This window comes from Myxococcus sp. MH1 (genome assembly GCF_059738865.1).
On sequence record NZ_AP026947.1, the window covers coordinates 2,332,535 to 2,349,846 of the forward strand.

The window sequence follows — 17,312 nt, forward strand, 5'->3', positions numbered from 1 at the left end:
CGGGCCTCGAAGGGCCCCGCGCGGCTGACAAAGGGACTACGGAGGGACGCGACGAACCTGGTCGTCGCGCCGTGTCTCAGTGACTCTCGCCCGGAGACGTCAGTGCGCCCTCGCGCTCCGAGGTCCGCGCGGTGTGCGCGCCTCCATCCTGGGGACCGGGCGTCGGCGGGCTCGCGGGCGTCGGGTGGTTGCGGCCGTAGTCGCGCTCGTGGATGCGCACCAGCGCCAGGAAGAAGGCGACGATGAGCGGACCCAGCAGGAGGCCCACCGTGCCGAACGCGGCCAGACCGCCCAGCAGCGAGAAGAAGACGATGGCGCCGTGCTGGTGCATGCCGCGCTTGGCGAGCAGCGGCTTGACGATGTTGTCCACCAGCCCCACCACCACCGTGCCCCAGATGACCAGGAACAGCGCCGCCCAGGGGTGACCGCTGAAAAACATCAGCGCCGCGGCCACCAGCACGACGATGGCCGCGCCCACCGCGGGAATCAGCGCCATGAAGAACGCCACCCCCGCGAAGAACAGCGGCGCGGGCACCTGGACGATGAGGAACCCCACGAGCGCCGCGAAGGCCTGCACCCCCGCCGTCACCACCGACGACAGCAGCACCGCGCCGGACACGCTGCGGAACTCGCGCATGATCTCCAAGGTCTCACCGCGCCTGAGCGGCGACACGCTCTCAATCCAGTGCACCAGCTCCCGCCCGTCCGTGAGGAAGAAGAACAGGGCGATGAGCATCATCACCGTCTGGAAGGCGATGGAGCCCGTGGCCGCCACCGCCCCCGTCACCGCGCGCGCCGCCGTCCCTCCCTGGTTGCTCACCTGCTCCTGGATGGTCTGGTCCAACTCCTGCTCCTCCAGGGGCATCCGCTGCATCAGGCTCTCGGCGCCCTTGCGCACGGGGCTCGGCAGCTTCTGCACCAGCCCCTCCACGCCCTCCTGCTGCACCGTCTTGGTGATGAACTGCGCGCCGGAGGACACCTCCGCCACCACGAACGCGGTGAGCCCACCCAGGGGCAACAGCAGCGCCAGGATGACGGCCGTGCAGAGGATGCCCGCCGAGATGTTCTTGCGCCCCCTGAGCTTGCGCGTCAGCCGGACGTGCAGCCCATAGAAGACGCCCGCGAGCACCGCCGCCAGGAAGATGCCCTTGGCGAAGGGCTTGATGACCAGGGCCAGCAGGAACAGCGACAGCAGGATGAGGCCGGTGAACACACGCCGGGCGGTCTGCTCGGAAGCCATGCCCGTGAAGCTAGGGCGGGTTGCGCGGGAGGGAAGGGGGAGGCGGCCCCCCAGGCCGGCTGCCTGCTCCACGAGCAAGAAGACTTGGGCCCGGGCCCCGGGCGGCTAGAGTGCCCCGCCATGCCGGCATTCGATTCGAGTCAGTTCACCCCGTGGCTGCTCCAGGCGCTGTGCGCCGCCTTCCTCGCCATCCTCTTCCTCCAGTCCGGACTGGACAAGGTCATCGACTGGAAGGGCAACCTGGGCTGGCTCACCGGGCACTTCGCCAAGAGCCCCCTGAAGGGCATGGTGCCGTTGATGCTCGGCGTCATCACGCTGCTGGAGCTGGCGGCCGGCGCGCTCAGCGGCGCGGGGGTGGTCTCGCTCATCGCCACGGGCAGCCCGGCGCTGGCCTTCTTCGGCGCGCTGCTGTCCGCCGTGTCGCTGGTGTGCCTGTTCTTCGGCCAGCGCATGGCCAAGGACTACGCGGGCGCGGGCGGGCTGGTGCCGTACTTCCTGCTGTCGCTCGCGGCCATCTACTTCACGCGCATGCGCTGAAGGCCCCGCGTCACATCACCTTGCGCGTGGGCACCAGCGCGTTGGCGGACAACAGTCCGGCCACCAGCGCCACCGCCACCATCAGCATGTTGAAGGCGGTGTCGACGCCCGCCACCACGTCGCGCTCGAGCAGCGAGGACAGGCTGCGGAAGCCCACGCTGCCGGGCACCAGCAGCATCAGCCCGGGTACGACGACGGTGACGGAGGGCTTGTTGCGAAGCCGCGCCAGCACGTTGCCCACGATGCCCAGCGCGAGCGCCCCCACGAAGGCGCCCAGCTGCGGCCCGAGCAACTCCGAGCCCAGGCGGGCCCCGAAGAACGCGAACGTGCCCGCGGCCGCAATCCAGCCCCAGTCCCGAGGCCGCGCGCGGAACAGCACGCCGATGGCGACGCCCGCCACCAGCAGCGCCACGGCCTGGGTCCACGAGGGCAGCGAGGGCGGCGGCGGGGCGACGGGCGGCGGCAGCAGCACGGACAGCTTGCTGCCCAGCGCGACGCCGAAGCCCAGCTGGAGGAACACCACCGCGGCGCCCGTGAGGCGCGAGGTGCCGGAGATGAGGTGGCGCGTGGCCAGCTCGTTGAGGGCCACCGTCAGCGTCAGGCCGGGCAGCAGGACGATGAGGCCCGCCAGGGTGGCGACCTGGATGGACAGCGGGCCGATGACGCTCGCGGCCAGCACGGCGAGCGCGGAGGAGAGGATGGCGCCCACGGGCTCGAGCACGCGGGCGGTGGTGGGCTGGCGCTGCGTCACCTCACTGAGGATTCCGATGAGCAGGCTGCTCACCGTGGCCACCGCCATCTCCTTCAGTCCTCCGCCGAACAGACGGGCGCCCGCTCCTCCGGCGAGCGCCCAGCAGAGAATCTGGAGCACGGGCCCGAAGCGCGGGGGGCGGGCGAGGATGTCCTCCACGCGCAGCGCGCCCTCGGCGGGCGTGAGGCGCGAGTGGATGACGTCGTCGGCCAGGACGTCGAGCTGCGTGAGGCGCTCCAGGTCCATGTCCCCGGGCTCCACGCGGATGAGGCTGGTGCGCAGCGCCTCGGGCGGGCCGAAGGACGCGAACAGGGACGTGGGGGTGGAGAAGAAGCGGCCCTCCAGGCCCAGGCGCTCGGACACGCGCTTCATCAGCCCCTCCAGCCGGTGGGAGGGAGTGCCGTAGCGGTGCAGCGCCTCGGCCAGTCTCAGGGTAAAGGCGACGGACGGCCCTGGCGGTGCCGGGTGGTGTTGGAGCGAGGCGGCGATTTCAGGAGGGACGGCCACACGCGGCGCAATGGCAGAGCCGCCCGGGTGGAGTCAAATGGCGGCACGGTGACGTCCGCCTGTCCGCCATGCGCGCTCGGGAAGCACGGCTGATGGGGTCTCCAAAGAAGACAAGGGATGTCGGGGTGGTGCAGGAAGGAGACGAGAGCATGGCGCGCAAGAGCAGGACGCCCAGGTGGCTGGAGGCGGCGCGGAAGCGGGACGCGGTGGCGGTGGCGGCGGGGCGCTCGGACTGGCTGGCGCGGGCGCTGGGGCGCGCCGGGGTGATGCCTCGGGCGGAGGCGGAGGCGGCGATTCGCGCGGGCCGGGTGGAGGTGGACGGACGGGTGGTGACGGAGCCCTTCGCGCCGGTGGGGCCGGAGCAGACGGTGCGAGTCGATGGGCAGGGACACACGCTGACGTCCGTGACGCGGGTGTTGATGTTCCACAAGCCCGCGGGGCCGGTGGTGCATGGCACGGACCCGGAGGGCGTGGGCACGGTGTTCGAGCGCCTGCGCGCGGTGCTGCCCGAGTCCCTGCGGGGCTACGAGTGGCTCGCCGTGGGCCGCCTGGACCGGGACACCACGGGGCTTCTGCTCTTCAGCAATGACGAGCGCTTCGTGCGCCACGGCACGGCGCCGGAGACCCATCTGCCCAAGCGCTACGTGGCGCGGGTGGAGGGCCAGCCTGTCGAGTCCGCGCTCCAGCGACTGCGGGACGGCGTGGAGCTGGAGGACGGGCTCACGCGTCCGGCCCGGGCCGAGTCACGGGCTCCGGGGGTGGTGGAGCTGACGCTGACGGAGGGCCGGCACCACCAGGTGAAGCGGATGCTGGCGGCCGTGGGGCATCCGGTGCTCACGCTCCATCGCGAGGCCGTGGGCGCGGTGGTGCTCGACGTGCCCGAGGGGGGATGGCGGGAGCTGCGTGCGGCGGAGGTCTCCGAGGCGCTGGGGTTCGGCGCTCAGGGGGAGTCCGACGGGTCAGCGCAGGGTGAGTGATTGGCAGGTCTCCAGCGCGGCCCGCGCGAGGTTCCGGTTCTGGCTCGAGAAGGTGCAGAGGAACGCGGGGCTCGTGGGGGATGCGGAGTACATGCAGTCCGCCTGATAGGGATGCGTGGTGTCCTTGGGCGTCTCCGTCCAGAGGCAGTGCTCGCCCACGCGTTCGATGCGCGCCGTGGCGTCGGTGAGCCGGTAACCGCTCTCGATGCTCTTCAGGCTCTGGAAGAACTGGGGGATGTAGAGGCCGAGTCCCCGGACGTTGGCGAGCTGCACGTCGAGCTTGGACAGGCCCGGCGCGGTGGCGGGCAGGGTCAGCTTCACCTTGACCCCTTGAGTCCCGGGGTCCTCCAGGACGTAGCTCGCCTGGAAGGGGGAGACCACGTCCAGCTCGAGGGCCGTCTTCACGCCGAACGACTGCACGTCCGAGGCGGGGATGGTGAGCCGGGTGCGCTTCGCGGGGGGCTTCTCCGGCGCGGGGGCCTTCGGTCTGGGCGAGGAGGCCGCGCCCGGACGTCGCTTCGGAGGTTGAGCTTGGGGCGAGGGGGGCTCGGCGGACGCGCTCCCTGCGCACAGGAGCATGACGAGGGCGGAGGCCAGGAGGAGCGGCGAGGTCGCGCGAGGAGAGCCCATGGTGTGAGCTTTCCATGTCCTATCGAGGGCGTGCGCCGAAATGTGATTGCACCGCTTCGAGCACGGCGGGCTCGCGCGGGTTGTTGAAGTGGCGTCCCCCGGGGACGACGATGACCTCGGCGCCCAGGTGCTCCTCCCAGAGTCCTTGATTGCGACGCCAGTCGGAGGTGAACGGGTCGCTGTCGGAGAGCACGACGACGGCGCGGCCCAGCGCGGCGCGCACGCGGGCGAAGTCGATGGGCGTGTCGAGCCAGGGGCGCAGCGCGTCCCACGGCTTGTCCACCTCGAACCAGCCGGAGACGAACACGGCGCCCTCCACGCGGTGTCCCTCGGGCATCGCGGCGAGGTAGCGGAGGAGGGTCTGACAACCCACGCTGTGGCCCAGGAACACGGTGGACGGCGGAGGCACAGGGCCGAGCGTGCGCGTGAGCGTGGACACCCAGCCGTCGATGGTCGGCGTGGCGGGCTCGGGCATGTCCAGCGTGAGGATGTCGTCGAAGGGCGCGGGTGGCTCGCGCAGCTTCTCCTCGAGCCAGGGATAGAAGTCGGTGTTCGGACGTCCGGCCCAGCGGTGCACGACGACGAGGGTGCGGCTCATGGGGCCGCAGTCTGCCTCAGTCCTCGCGTGATGCCATCGCCAGGATGTGCTCCCGGAGCCTCGCCGCGAGTGACAGGCTCTCGGGCAACGTGTGGCCGAGGAGGCGCGGGACTCCGGTGGCCAGCACCGCGGCGTTGGTGAAGACGCCTGCACGCGCCTCGGCGAGCCGCGCGAGGGGAAGCGCCTGCTCCATGATGGGGACTCCATCGATGGAGCCCGAATCGAGGAGCACCGCGCGGATGACACCGGGGAGGCACGGCGCATCGAGCGGCGGAGTGACGAGCGCGCCGTCCAGGAGGACGAAGAGGTTCGCGGTGGGCAGCTCGCACGCGTGAGCCAGCTCGTTGGCCAGCACGGGGAGCTGTTGCATCCGCGAGAACTGCCGGAAGTACGACAAGCCCTTGTGGTTCGGAGACGTCTCCCCGTGACGATAGGCGCCGTGCTCCACCGTGAGGATGGCGCGTCCCTCGTGCTGGAGTCGCTCGGCGTCGGGAGCGTGGGGCCGGAGGGTGAGCAGGAGCTGCCCATCGCTCGCGGACAGCTTGCCGATGCCCTGGAAGCGGGGACCGAGCAGCGGGTCGGCGGCGAGGCAGCGTCGCAGGGTGTCACGAACGGAGGCGGGCTCCAGCAGCTCGGGCGAGGGCGCGCGGACGGTGTCCGTGTGAGCCGCGAGGCTCGCCGTGAGTCGGCGCAGATGACGGGACAGGAAGAGGGGGGCGCCGTCCTCGATGCGGAAGGTGGTGAAGAAGCCCGCGCCGAAGAAGAAGCCCTGCGCGAAGTCGTGCAGGCGCAGGTCCTCCCAGCGCTTCACCTCGCCGTTCACCGCCACGGTGGAGAGCATGGTGTGGCTCCGTCAGCGCCGAGCCGCCAGGAAGTTGGCGAGCAGTCGAGGCCCGTGGGTGGTGAGGAAGGACTCGGGATGGAACTGGACGCCCTCCAGCGCGGGCAGCGCCTTGTGCCGCATGCCCATGATGAGCCCCTCGTGCCAGGCCGTCACTTCGAGACACTCGGGCAGGCCCTCCCGCTCCACGACGAGCGAGTGATAGCGCGCGGCGACGAAGGGCCGTGGGAGTCCCTGGAACACCCCCTGGTTCTCGTGCTGGACCTCGGCCGTCTTCCCATGCACGGGGACGGGAGCGCGGACCACCTTCGCGCCGAAGACCTGTCCCAGACACTGGTGGCCCAGACACACGCCGAGCAGGGGGACACGTCCGCCGAAGGCTCGGATGACCTCGAGTGAGACGCCCGCGTCCTCGGGCGTCCCGGGGCCGGGGGAGATGACGATGCGCTCGGGCTGGAGGGCCTCGATGTCGCGCACGGTGACGGCGTCGTTGCGCACCACCTTCAGCTTCGCGCCCTGCGCGCCGAGCGCCTGGACGAGGTTGAAGGTGAACGAGTCGAAGTTGTCGATGAGGAGGATCATCGCGTGGCTCCGCTCGCGCGCAGGGCGAGGAGCTGGGAGCGCGCCTTGTTCAGCGTCTCCTTGAACTCCTGGCGAGGCTGCGAGTCGTGGACGATGCCCCCGCCGACCTGCGCGTAGGCGCGGCCGTTCTTCACGAGCAGGGTGCGGATGACGATGTTCAGGTCCAGATCGCCGCTGAAGGACACGTAGCCGAGCGAGCCCGTGTAGAGACCGCGAGCGTGCGGCTCCAGCTCGGTGATGAGCTGCATGGTGCGAATCTTGGGGACGCCAGTGATGGTCCCGCCGGGGAAGAGCGCGCCGACCACGTCGAGCGGCTCGGTGTCGGGCGTGAGCTGTCCTATCACCTCGGATTCGATGTGGAGGACGTGGGCGTACTCGACGATCTCCATCAGCTTCGTCACCTCGACGGTGCCGTAGGCGCAGACGCGGCCGAGGTCATTGCGCTCCAGGTCCACGAGCATGGCGTGCTCGGCGCGCTCCTTCTCGCTGGTGCGCAGCTCCTGGACGAAGCGGGCTTCTTCCTCGGGCGTGCCCCGGCGGCGGGTGCCGGCGATGGGGCGGGTGATGGCGCGTCCGTGCTCGACGCGGACCAGCCGCTCGGGGGAGGCGCTCACGACGTGGAAGCCGTCTGCTTCGAGGTAGCTGGCGAAGTGGACGGGGTTGGTGGCGGACAGGGTCTCGTAGAGCGCGAGGGGCTCGCCCGGGAAGTCGACCTCGAGGCGCTGCGAGAGGTTGACCTGGTACGTGTCTCCGGAGCGGATGTACTCGCGCACACGCTCCACCGCGTCCAGGTAGCCCTGCTGCGTGAAGTTGGAGCGCGGCTCCGCGAGGGGGGCATCGGCGGCGGGGGGGGCGGGAGGCGAGGTGGGCGTGGCCTGGCGCACGATGGACGCGAGGGTGTCCAGGCGGCGCTGACAGTCCTCCCAGTCCGAGCCGGTGGCGATGGCGAGCAGGTGCCCTTCGAGATGGTCCACCGCGAGGAAGGTGTCCACGAAGGACAGGGCGATGTCCGGCAGTGCCAGGTCATCGCGCGGGTGGACGGGGAGCTTCTCGAAGTAGTGGTTGGCCTCGTAGGCGAAGAAGCCGACGGCGCCGCCGAGGAAGAGCGGGAGCCCATCGATGCGAGGGCCGCGCCACCGACGGAACAGGGCTCGCAGCGTGTCCAGGGGCGCACCCTGTTGGGGCACGTCGTCGATGAAGCACTTGGGGCCCTTGGCGACGAAGCGCAGGAAGGGGCTCGCGCCGAGGAACGAGTAGCGCCCCTCTTCACTGACGCGGGTGCTCTCGAGGAGGAAGCGGTGCTGCGCGGGGAGGGCGCGCAGCAGGTCCACGGGCCGCGGCGCACCGGTGTCCCACCGTCGATACACGGGGACCTGGTTGAAGCCCTGGGCCACGAGCGCATCGAAGCGCTCGCGGTCCAACGGTGGCGGAAGCGGCCGGGTGCTCATTCCGGGGGCTTCCTAGCAGGAAGTCCCGGAACGGGCATCCGGCGGTGGTTCAGGACGTGCCCGTGCTCTGGGGGCCGCCCGCCTGGGCCTCGCGTGACTTGCGCGCGTACAGGAGGATTTCGTCCTCGGAGAGCTGGTTCGTGCTGATGGCCGAGCGGTCCGCCTTGAGCTGCTGGACCTTGCCCTCGCGCAGGACGTGGAACTGGCCTGGCTTCTGTCCGGGGAGCTTGGCGTCGGCGTCGACGCGCGCCTCGCTGAACATGGGATGGAGCTTCTTGATGGCGCTGCCCTCTTTCACGAGGCCCACTGACCAGGTGCGCACATTCTCCCGGCACTTGTAGTCGAAGTCTCCGGGGCTCTGCGTGGCGAGCATGATCCCCAGGCCCGCGGAGCGCGCGCGCTTGAGGAGGCTCTCCATCGGCTCCTTGGTCGCCGGCTTGCTCGTCGCGGGCAGATACATGTCCGCCTCGTCGAAGAGAATCACGGCCTGGAGCTTCGGTGATGGATTCTGACTGGCCCACCGATGGGTCTCCAGCAGGAGCTGGGAGACCCAGAAGAGGATGCGAGATTTGTCACCGAGGAACTTGGTGCTGATGATGCTCAAGCGCGTGCGACCGGGTACGTTGTGGACCCCGCGCCCGAGCATCTCATCCAGGTCGAGCCGCTCACCGCTCGAGGCCAACAGCGTGCGCAGGTTGATGCGGAGCACGCTGAGATCCTGGGCGAGCTTGTCGAAAGTCCGGGTGGGAATTCCGTCGGTGGCCTCCAGGAGTGCTGGGTCCTGCGACATGACGAACTTCTGGATGAGTTCGAGGGTGACTTCCTTCCCGAAGGACTGGCTCATCAACAGCCGGAGTGCTTGCGCGAGCACGGCCTTGGCGGCCTTGTCGTTGGGGTTCACTTTGTAGTCGAGCATGCCGGCGATGGCATCCGCGGCCTGCTGTACGCCCTGCTCACGCTCCTCGGCGGGGAGCGTCTCCAAACCATGCGGGACGATGGGAATGGCCAGAGGTCTGCCATCCGAGCGACCTGGCGTATAGAGCGCGACGTCGACCCGTTCACGGAGGAGTCTGCGCCGCTCGCGCAGCGTGGCGTCCTCGATGCGCTCCTCCCAGGCCTCGGGGCGTGCGTACGCGGCGAGGTCGCCCTTCCTGTCCACGAGGATGACGGGGATGCCTCGGAGCAGGAGCTGCTCCAGGATGTTGAGCGCGAGGGTGGTCTTGCCGCTGCCCGTGCTGCCAAGGAAGGCGCTGTGCCGCGTCAGCTCGGAAGTCTCGACCATGATGTCCTGTGCGAGCAGTCCTTCGGAAACCCCCAGTCGTAGAGGGCCGGTGAGGACTACGTTCGGCACGGGTGTCCCCGCGGCTGGTGTCACGCGGGGCTTGCGCGCGAGGTTGCCGGGAGCATCGGGCTTCTGGACGGGCTTGGGGTCCGGATCGGGCAGCAGCTTGCTCACGGGCTTCAATTCCGAGAGGTCCGTGTCGTCATCCTCGGAGGACGCCGTCTTCGGTCCCGTGGAGGAGGCGGTGCTCGCTTGCTGCGCTACGGGGAGCGTCCCCGAAGGACGCTCTGTCCTGGGGTCCTTCGCGGCCTGGGCGGGAGTTGTTGGCGCCGCGGCCAGGTTTGATGCATCGCGGAGTGCTGGCGCAACTGGAGGAGTCACCACTGCGTTCTCGAACAAGCCCGACTGCCTGGGAACGAAGTTGTTCTCGTTCTTGATGCGGACGGGCGCAGGTGGCGCCACTTCGGGAGCCTTTGCATCACGCTTCTCGGAGGCCTGAGCGGAATGGTCCTTCGATGGGCCCGGAGGCGGGAGCGACGGGCCAAGGGGCTCCAATCCCAGGATGTCACCCATGGACTTGAGTCGGGTAACGGGACGGGCGGAGCGGCTCCATCCCGCGAGTGCCGTCTGCCCTGCGTGCAGGGAGCGGAAGTCACGGAGAGCAACGAGCTCTCGGAGGTCGCTGTCTCCCAGCACCACGCGGCGCCCGCCTTGCCGGATGAGTTTGCTCAAGGCATCCGAGACCAGTGTTCCCGTCGATGAGGGGAAGTCAGAGGTCCGGATGAGCACCGGTGTCTTCCCTCTCGCGGCAGTGAGGGCCTCGCTCATCTGTCGCCCCAACCCGCCTCCGTGCGGACGACGCTCGCATAGCGCGAGGACGAGCTTCTTTCCCGAAGGATGCACAGCCACGTCCAGCAGGTCGTCCCCATTGCGGGTCTTCACCGCGAAGCGAGGCGAGCCTCCCATTTCCTCGCTCCCGACCTCGACAGCCCACGCGAGCAGCGCGGTGATGTCGGAGGCATCCTCTGGCAGCTTCTCCTTGTAGGTGGCGCGGAAGTCCGTCCACATCTGGTCCATGTCGATGGAGGGACCCTCGGTTGGCTTCGGTGCCTGCGCGCCCGTTTGCCGGCTTGGCAACGGGAAGGTGTCCGGGAGGCGCTGCAACTCGATGGCCTTATCGCGGTAGCGACGGCACTCGTTCAGGACGTCGCGGGCGCGCTGGCCGGCGAGCATGTCGAAGCCCTGCGCGGGAATGGGGTAGGTGGGCTCCTCGGGGTGGTACTTCACGCCGCGCTGTTCGTAGAGGACGCGCAAACGTCGGGCTGCCATGTCGCGAGCGGTGGCCGCGGTGACGGTGCGCTCCAGCGTCACGGGGTCCGGGTCGTTCTCGATGCGGTCGACCATGGCCCGGTTGAGGTTCGGGCGCATCAGCTCCCAATAGTCGGACAGGCAGCAGATGACCACGACGGCGTTGGGCACCTTGCCGGCGATGGCGGCCAGGGTGTTCATCGCCCGGCGGAAGGCGTTCTCGGACTGAGGCCGGTGCTCGAAGTCGTTGATGTCTTCAATCTGGTCGACGCACAGCACGAGCGCGTGGCCCAGCGCGTTCATGACACGGCCCAGTTGCTCGACCATTCGAGCGGGGGCGTCGTCGGAGGTTCGCGGGACGAGTTCGCCGATGACCTTCCGGTCCTCGGGCGTGATGTCCTCGCAGCGCAGCCAGTTGAAGATGCGGCGGTTGATACGAGGGTCCCTGCGCTGGAAGTAGATGAGCGCGCGCAGCAGGTCCACCTCGACGCCTTGGAAGCGTGGGTCGGCAAGAAGGTCGTCCGCCACCGCGCGGACGGTGCCATGCAGCTCATCGTCCTCCAGGACCTTCTCCTCGGGCTCGATGAGCGGCGCGAAGAGGCTGGTGCACTGGCCCATCAGCAGGTTCGACAGGTACATCATCCCGCTGTCGTCACCCTCCGCCACGTCATAGGGATGGTGGTCGAGCGAATCGATGAGGTTGGACAGCAGATATCGGTCGTAGTGAGCCGAATCCACAGTCATGGGCACGTAGCCGGTGAAGCCTCGCTTCTGACCGTGCGCGGCATTGCGGAATGCGCGCACGAGGTGCGTCTTTCCGCTGCCAGACTCGCCGAGCAGGAGGAGGAGCTTCCCGGTGTCGGGACGAGGTGATGCCGTCGCGCGGTCCAGCAGTCGGTTGAAGGCGCGGCGCGCGGAGGGGTTGAGGGTCTCCACATCGAACGGGTCGGGCTGCCAGAGATACTGGCCCTGTTGGACGCTGCTGAAGACCTCGCCGCTGTCGGAGAGGAAGACCTTGAGTCGAGGGTCGCTGGACATGCGCGCTCCTGGAAAGGACGAATCAGACGACGACGAAATGGAAGCTGGAGCCGTGGGCACGCACTTCGGACTCAGCGACGTCCGTGGGGTCCATGGTCGCGATGAGGTCCGCGCGCGTCAGCGACAGGTGCTGGGAGCGGTTGGCCTCCAGGAGCGCGGCGTCGAAGGCCTCGCGGTTGCTCCACTCAGGCTGGAGGGCTCGCCACACGTGAGAGATGAACACCTTGTCGCGTCCGTAGCGGCCCGTGGGCAGGGCACGCGCCACCGAGAGCACGTGCTCGGCGAAGGACTCCACCAGGGCCGTAGGCGGTGGTGCAGAGGGCGCGGTGGCCCGCGAGGGCGTGATGGCGTGACTGGGCGCGGACCCGGTGTCGCGCGTGGGTGCGGTGGACGACTCAGGGAGGAACCACTGCCGCAGCAGCGTCAGGCGAAGAATCTCCGCGTCGGCGCGAGGTGCCCCAGCGGCGCGGGCAGCGAGCTGCTCCACGGCCTTGCGCGGATTCTTCACCTCGGTGTCGAGCATCTTGCCGAGCAGGTGGGCCTGCACGGCACCCAGGGAGAACGGCCGCTCCGTCTCCACACCCAACTGGCGCCAGAGCAGCCTGTCCCGAATCTGCGACAGGGACGGCTCTCCCTCTCCGACCTCGGGATGGTGCCGGGCGAGCACCGCCGCGCGGACGCCATCCGCGTCGTTCAGGCGGGTGAGCGTGGCCTTGGAAGGTGCGACGTCCAGGCTGTTCGCGAGGAGGTAGGTGGCCTTGAGCTTCTTCCAGGTGAGCCCCTTGGGGAGCTGCTCCAGGCGCAGGAACTGGAGGACGCGCTCCATCCCCGCGCTGGTGAGCGTCAGGCCCGCCTTCTTCTTCGCGGCCACGAGCTCATCGCGCAGGAGCTGCTCCAGCACGGCGTCGAGTCGGGCCTTCCACTCGGGGCGCGAGAGGCGGTGCTCCACGAAGGGGCGCAGGGCATTGCCGAGCTCCGTGCGGGTGCCGCTGCGTTGTGGACGCGGCGCGAGCCAGGTGAGTGCGAGTCCCGCCAACCGGTTGTCAGGGCTGTCCATGCGTTGTCCTTTGCGCGGTGGCTTCTCGCCGCCGGGCCTCCATGAGCGATTCGAGGGTCTTCAAGATGTCTTCACAGTGAGGGTGCAGGTCCTCGTAGAGGAAGCGGGCCACCCAGTAGCCGATGCGCTGGAGCGCCAGGTCCTTGCGTCGGTCCCGACGGAACCGCTCGGGGTCGAGGAAGTGGTGTTGGCCGTCGATTTCGACGGCGAGCCGCAGCTCGCGGCTCAGCAGGTCGACCTCCAGCGGGCGCTTGCCCTCGCCGAGCTCCACCTTGGCGTTGAGGGTGAAGACGTCCTTGGTGGCCGGATGGACCTGCAGGATGTCGTGGTAGAAGAAGTGCTCCATCTTGCTGCGGGCGCGGGCCTCGGACTTCTCGCGCTCGGCGACCATGGCCTCCGCGTTCTCCCGGAAGCGCTCCAGCAACGGCGGCGCGACGTGGGGCTCCGGCTGTGAGGCCGGAGCCTTCTTCTTCGAGGATGCACGTCGAGGGGACGCGGGCTCGCCGACGGGCGCTCCCTGCTCGGAGGTGACGGCGACAGGGTCCGGGAGCTCGAGCAACCCTTCCCGCATCATCGCGAGCGCGTGGGAGTCCTTGCGTCCACGGGTGCCTTCGAGCGCATCGGGTGGCAGCACGCAGGCGACGTGAAGCAGCGGGGCCGCGGAGCAGATGGCGGTCGCGGTGCGGAGGCTGCGCGGGTCGGAAGGGGAGAGCGCCAGGTGGAGGGCGGGGGCGCGGCCTTCGGGGATGATGAGCAGCAGCGCGTGGAGGACGCGGAGCGGGTCGTGGGAGATGGCCTCACGGACCTCGTTGGGGAGCGTGCCTGGGGGCGCGGGCTCCGGGGCTTCGAGCAGCTGTCGGCACAGGGCCCACGTCACGGGCTCGGCGTGGGGCGGCTCCAGTCGCTCGAAGAGGACGCGGCGGTCGTGCTGCGTCTTGCCCTCGAAGTGCAGCTCGCGGGAGGAGATGGCGCGCTGGGAGAAGACGACGTAGCTCTCCGCGTCTCGGAAGAGATTGCGCTCACGGGCGAGCTGGGTGGCCCAGGCGGCGACGGTGGAGCGCAGGTCCTCGCTCTGGGCGAAGGCCGCCTTCAAGCCGCTGCGGTGGAGCCATTCCGTCCAGAGCCGGAGCGCGCGCTCCGGGTCGCCCACCAGGGCGCTCAGGGTGGGAATCCCTTCCGCACGGCGCCGGGCATGCCGGTCCAGCGAGTCCAGGAGAGCGGTGTCTGCGGTTGTCACCAAGCCCATGCCCCCACGGGTCCCCGGAGATGGACCCGTCACACCGGGTAGAGCCTGCGCCCTTCATGTCATTCCTTGCAAGCGGCGAGACCCGGTGCATCCAATGTCTCACACCGCCCGCCGGGTCTGTCACGACATCGATGCGAGGAGTGACTCACCCCGTGGGGGTATGGACTGGAGTGACTGTCTTCGTCAGGGGCGCAATCCCTACCGCGGCGCCGGGTCCCCCGCGGGCAGCTCCATCACATCCGGCATCTCCGCCAGCATGTTGGCGTTGGGATAGAGCGTGAGCTGTCCCGCTTGTCGTTCGATGAGTCCCGCGAGCCCGCCGGCTGTCTCCTCGAACGGCGCCCCGTGCGTCTGGAAGGCGAACGCCTCCCACAGCCGCGCCACATGCTCACGCCATGAACCCGGCAGCTTCTGGAACGTCACCCGCGCCTGCTCCGCCAGCGCCGAGGACTCCGAGACCTCCTCCCCCGCGAACACCCGACGGCGGAACAACTCCCGCTCCCGGTTCCGCTCCTCGGGCGTCGCCTTCGCCAGCGCGCGGATGCCCGCCGACAGGTCCTTCCACAGCTCCAGCGTCGCCGTGGACGGAATCGTGGTGATGAAGCTGTTCACCATGACATGCATCGCCCCGAAGGACTCCACGTGGTGCCACCAGAAGGGCGGAATCAGCAGCGCCTCCCCGGGCTCCACCACCGCCACGCACGCGTGCTCCATCGCCGTGCGAAACCGGGGGAAGCGCTCCAGGTCCAGGTTCAACAGGTGCACGGGCGTCGTGGGCGCCCCGCCGCCCAGCACGTCCAGCGGCGCGTGGTACAGGTTCTCCAACTGCTCCGGCGGGAACATCGTCACCCGCTTGGTGCCCTCGAACATGCAGATGAAGTTGATGCAGTCGTCGTAGTGCAGGTTCACCACCTGCCCGTCCGAGCCCACCCAGAACTTGCTCTCCACCCCCAGCGGGTCGCTGAACGACAGGAAGTCGAACCGCAGCTTCTCGCGCACGTGGGACTGCTCGAGCATCCCGTTCTGCATGTACACGTACTCGCCCGTGCGCACCGCCGCCTTCAGCCGGTCCGCGAAGTCCGCGAAGCTGCCCTGCTCGGGCATCACCGCCACGCCCCCCTCCGCGTCGCTCACCACCAGCTTGGGCCGGTAGTGCCCGCCCGACTCCGGAGGCAACACGCAGAAGTAATGCTGCGGCCGCTCCCCCAGCTGCGCCTCCAGCACCGCGAGCTTCCCGTCCAACGTCCCCTGCGAGCGGAACGCGTCCAGCGCCCCCGAGGCGTCCAGGAGCCCCCGGACGATGACCGGCTCACGGTAGTGCCACTCCCGCAGCTCCTCGAGCGACGGGCGCTCCAGCCTGCGGACCGGCCTGGCGGAAAAGGGCAGGGGCTTCATCGGCATGGGGCTCCAACTCGCGGCACGAGGGAGCCCTCACGCTACCACGTCCACGCGGGGGCCCTAGATGAGCCCCCCGGACACGGGCGGCGGCGCCGCTTCACGGTAGATGCGCAGCGTGTCCGCCACGCTGTGCCGGTACTCGAACCCCGTCGCCTCCAGGAAGCGCCGGTTGTCCACCACGATGGGATAGCGCAGGTGGTCCAGCGCCCCCACCGACAGGCGCGGGAAGCCCGCCCGCCCCAACAGGAACGACAGCACCTGCGCCGGCAGCGGCACCGCCGTGCGCCGCGTCTCGCGCACGATGACCGACAGCGGAATCGGCGGAGGCCCGGCCACGTTGAAGATGCCCCGGATCTTCTTCTCCAGCGCCAGCTGCAGCGCCGTCACCACGTCCTCCTCCTGGAGCACGTGGAACAGCGGGTCATAGCCGAGCACCATCGGCACCCGTCGCCCCTTGAGGAACGAGGCCAGCGTCCCCGTGCCCGGCGCGCCCAGCGTGTACGGCAGCCGCAGCACCGCCGTCGTCACCTCGGGCAGGCGCCACAGCGCCGTCGCGGCGTACAGGTCCGCGGCCACCAGGTCCGCCAGCTCCGGGATGGCCTCCAGCGCGCGCGGCGGCTCGTCCTCGGAGTGGTACAGCGGCGAGTCCGGCGCCGCGCCATAGAAGGTGTGCCGCCCGACGAAGAGCAGCTGCTTCACGCCGTGCGTCGCGCAGTGGTCGAACACCGCCTTGGTGCCGTCCAGGTTGATGCGCCCGCGCTCCGCGCCCGGCACCGTGAAGGCCGTGACGGTGGCCATGTGCACCACCGCGTCCGGACGCCAGCGGCGGAAGACGTCCTCGGCGACGCGCTTTCGCACGTCGCCGCGGAACACCTGGATGTCCGCCTCCTGGGCCGTGTCCCACGGACGGATGTCCACCCCCGCCACCTCGTGGCCCGCCCGCTTCAACCGCAGCGCCAGCTTGCGCGCGATTCCTCCGGAGATACCCGGGATGAGCACCCTCATGGCAGCAGCTTTCTGGCCAGCCCGCGGTGCTGTCGCCCCGCCCGGCCGCGCTCGATGAGACCCGCGATGCGCTCCTTCACCTTCGCCACATACCCCTCGATGACGTGGTCCTCCTCGTCCCCGGTGCCCCGGAAGACGAGCGGCTCGCCATAGTGGATCTCCAGCCGCACCGGCAGCGGCACCGGCAGCAGGTACGGCGTCAGCGGCACGTACGGCACCCCCAGCAGCCTGCCCAGCGTGTACGCGTTGAACACCGTCGGGATGGCCGAGCCGCCCCCCAGGAACGCGAACGGGATGATGGGCGAGCGCGTCTGGAGCGCCAGCCGCACGAAGCCCGTGCCGAAGTCCACCAGCGAGTAGCGGTCCGGGAACAGCTTCGCCGTGCCGCGCGCGCCCTCGGGAAAAATCATGAGCAGCCGGTCGTCCTCGAGCAGCCGCCGCGCGTGCTCGGGCAGGCCGGTGAACTGGCCGGTGCGGCTGGCCCACAGCGAGGAGACGGGGAACTTGTGGAGGAATCGCTCCACCATGCCCTGGGCGAGCCGGGGCGGGTCCATCTCCAGCAGGGTGGACGTCAGCACCATGGCGCCGTCCACGGCCACGCCGCCGGAGTGGTTGCCCACGAGCATGCCCCGGCCCCGGGCGGGGATGTGCTCGATGCCGTGGCAGCGCACCCGGAAGTAGTACCGGTAGATGAGCGCGAAGACGCGCAGCGCATCCCTCACGTGCTTCCGGGAGATTCCGTACGGGTCCACGCCGTACTCGTTGAACGGCAACTCCAGCCGGTCAACCCGCGCATCCAATCCGTCGCTCAGGGCCACGGCGGCGGACCGTAGCACCCCCGGACGCGGCCCGCCGCATTCCACGCGC

Annotated in this window: 15 protein-coding genes; 2 read left to right on the forward strand and 13 right to left on the reverse strand. The window is 69.6% G+C overall.

Features of this window, described 5'->3' with window-relative positions:
* Positions 1-76 precede the first annotated feature (76 nt).
* Complete coding sequence (locus AC6JA9_RS09685; RefSeq protein ID WP_408891448.1) at positions 77-1,240, reverse strand: AI-2E family transporter; 1,164 nt, start codon at positions 1,238-1,240, stop codon at positions 77-79.
* 120 nt (positions 1,241-1,360) lie between these two features.
* Here AC6JA9_RS09685 and AC6JA9_RS09690 point away from each other — a divergent pair, with 120 nt between their 5' ends.
* Positions 1,361-1,777 (forward strand): DoxX family protein, encoded by a 417-nt coding sequence (locus tag AC6JA9_RS09690; protein WP_223747902.1) that lies wholly within the window; start codon positions 1,361-1,363, stop codon positions 1,775-1,777.
* Between the two features lie 10 nt (positions 1,778-1,787).
* On the opposite strand, the gene AC6JA9_RS09695 is transcribed toward AC6JA9_RS09690, so the two are convergent.
* Positions 1,788-3,047 (reverse strand): threonine/serine exporter family protein, encoded by a 1,260-nt coding sequence (locus AC6JA9_RS09695; protein ID WP_144426625.1) that lies wholly within the window; start codon positions 3,045-3,047, stop codon positions 1,788-1,790.
* Between the two features lie 137 nt (positions 3,048-3,184).
* On the opposite strand from AC6JA9_RS09695, the gene AC6JA9_RS09700 reads away from it, so the two are divergent.
* Entirely contained in the window at positions 3,185-4,012 is an 828-nt protein-coding gene (locus tag AC6JA9_RS09700) for a pseudouridine synthase (RefSeq protein WP_497959544.1), read from the forward strand.
* Here the strand turns inward: AC6JA9_RS09700 and AC6JA9_RS09705 are convergent.
* The 11 genes from AC6JA9_RS09705 to AC6JA9_RS09755 all read right to left on the reverse strand — a co-directional run bounded on the left by AC6JA9_RS09705 (position 3,995) and on the right by AC6JA9_RS09755 (position 17,263).
* Entirely contained in the window at positions 3,995-4,642 is a 648-nt protein-coding gene (locus tag AC6JA9_RS09705; RefSeq protein WP_497959545.1) for a hypothetical protein, read from the reverse strand. The genes AC6JA9_RS09700 and AC6JA9_RS09705 overlap by 18 nt on opposite strands.
* A 19-nt stretch (positions 4,643-4,661) precedes the next feature.
* Entirely contained in the window at positions 4,662-5,240 is a 579-nt protein-coding gene (locus AC6JA9_RS09710; protein ID WP_223784539.1) for an RBBP9/YdeN family alpha/beta hydrolase, read from the reverse strand.
* 16 nt (positions 5,241-5,256) lie between these two features.
* Complete coding sequence (locus tag AC6JA9_RS09715; protein WP_267697511.1) at positions 5,257-6,081, reverse strand: aminotransferase class IV; 825 nt, start codon at positions 6,079-6,081, stop codon at positions 5,257-5,259.
* A gap of 12 nt (positions 6,082-6,093) precedes the next feature.
* Entirely contained in the window at positions 6,094-6,663 is a 570-nt protein-coding gene (locus AC6JA9_RS09720; RefSeq protein WP_223747907.1) for an anthranilate synthase component II, read from the reverse strand.
* Entirely contained in the window at positions 6,660-8,111 is a 1,452-nt protein-coding gene (locus AC6JA9_RS09725) for an anthranilate synthase component I family protein (RefSeq protein WP_497959546.1), read from the reverse strand. Before AC6JA9_RS09725 ends, AC6JA9_RS09720 begins: the two co-directional genes overlap by 4 nt.
* 49 nt (positions 8,112-8,160) lie before the next feature.
* Positions 8,161-11,739 carry an ATP-binding protein gene (locus AC6JA9_RS09730; RefSeq protein WP_497959547.1) on the reverse strand — a complete coding sequence of 1,193 codons (3,579 nt, stop codon included), beginning with the start codon at positions 11,737-11,739 and terminating at the stop codon, positions 8,161-8,163.
* 22 nt (positions 11,740-11,761) lie between these two features.
* Positions 11,762-12,796: a hypothetical protein gene (locus tag AC6JA9_RS09735; protein ID WP_497959548.1), complete on the reverse strand. Its 1,035-nt coding sequence runs from the start codon at positions 12,794-12,796 to the stop codon at positions 11,762-11,764.
* The gene (locus AC6JA9_RS09740; protein ID WP_420715323.1) at positions 12,783-14,033 is read right to left on the reverse strand and encodes an endonuclease domain-containing protein; all 1,251 of its coding nucleotides are present in this window, start codon (positions 14,031-14,033) and stop codon (positions 12,783-12,785) included. The genes AC6JA9_RS09735 and AC6JA9_RS09740 overlap by 14 nt, the downstream gene beginning before the upstream one ends.
* Positions 14,034-14,240: 207 nt before the next feature.
* Complete coding sequence (locus tag AC6JA9_RS09745; RefSeq protein ID WP_497959549.1) at positions 14,241-15,437, reverse strand: cupin-like domain-containing protein; 1,197 nt, start codon at positions 15,435-15,437, stop codon at positions 14,241-14,243.
* 63 nt (positions 15,438-15,500) lie between these two features.
* Complete coding sequence (locus tag AC6JA9_RS09750; protein WP_223784543.1) at positions 15,501-16,445, reverse strand: SDR family oxidoreductase; 945 nt, start codon at positions 16,443-16,445, stop codon at positions 15,501-15,503.
* Positions 16,442-17,263 (reverse strand): lysophospholipid acyltransferase family protein, encoded by an 822-nt coding sequence (locus AC6JA9_RS09755; protein WP_141324309.1) that lies wholly within the window; start codon positions 17,261-17,263, stop codon positions 16,442-16,444. The genes AC6JA9_RS09750 and AC6JA9_RS09755 overlap by 4 nt, the downstream gene beginning before the upstream one ends.
* Positions 17,264-17,312: the final 49 nt, after the last annotated feature.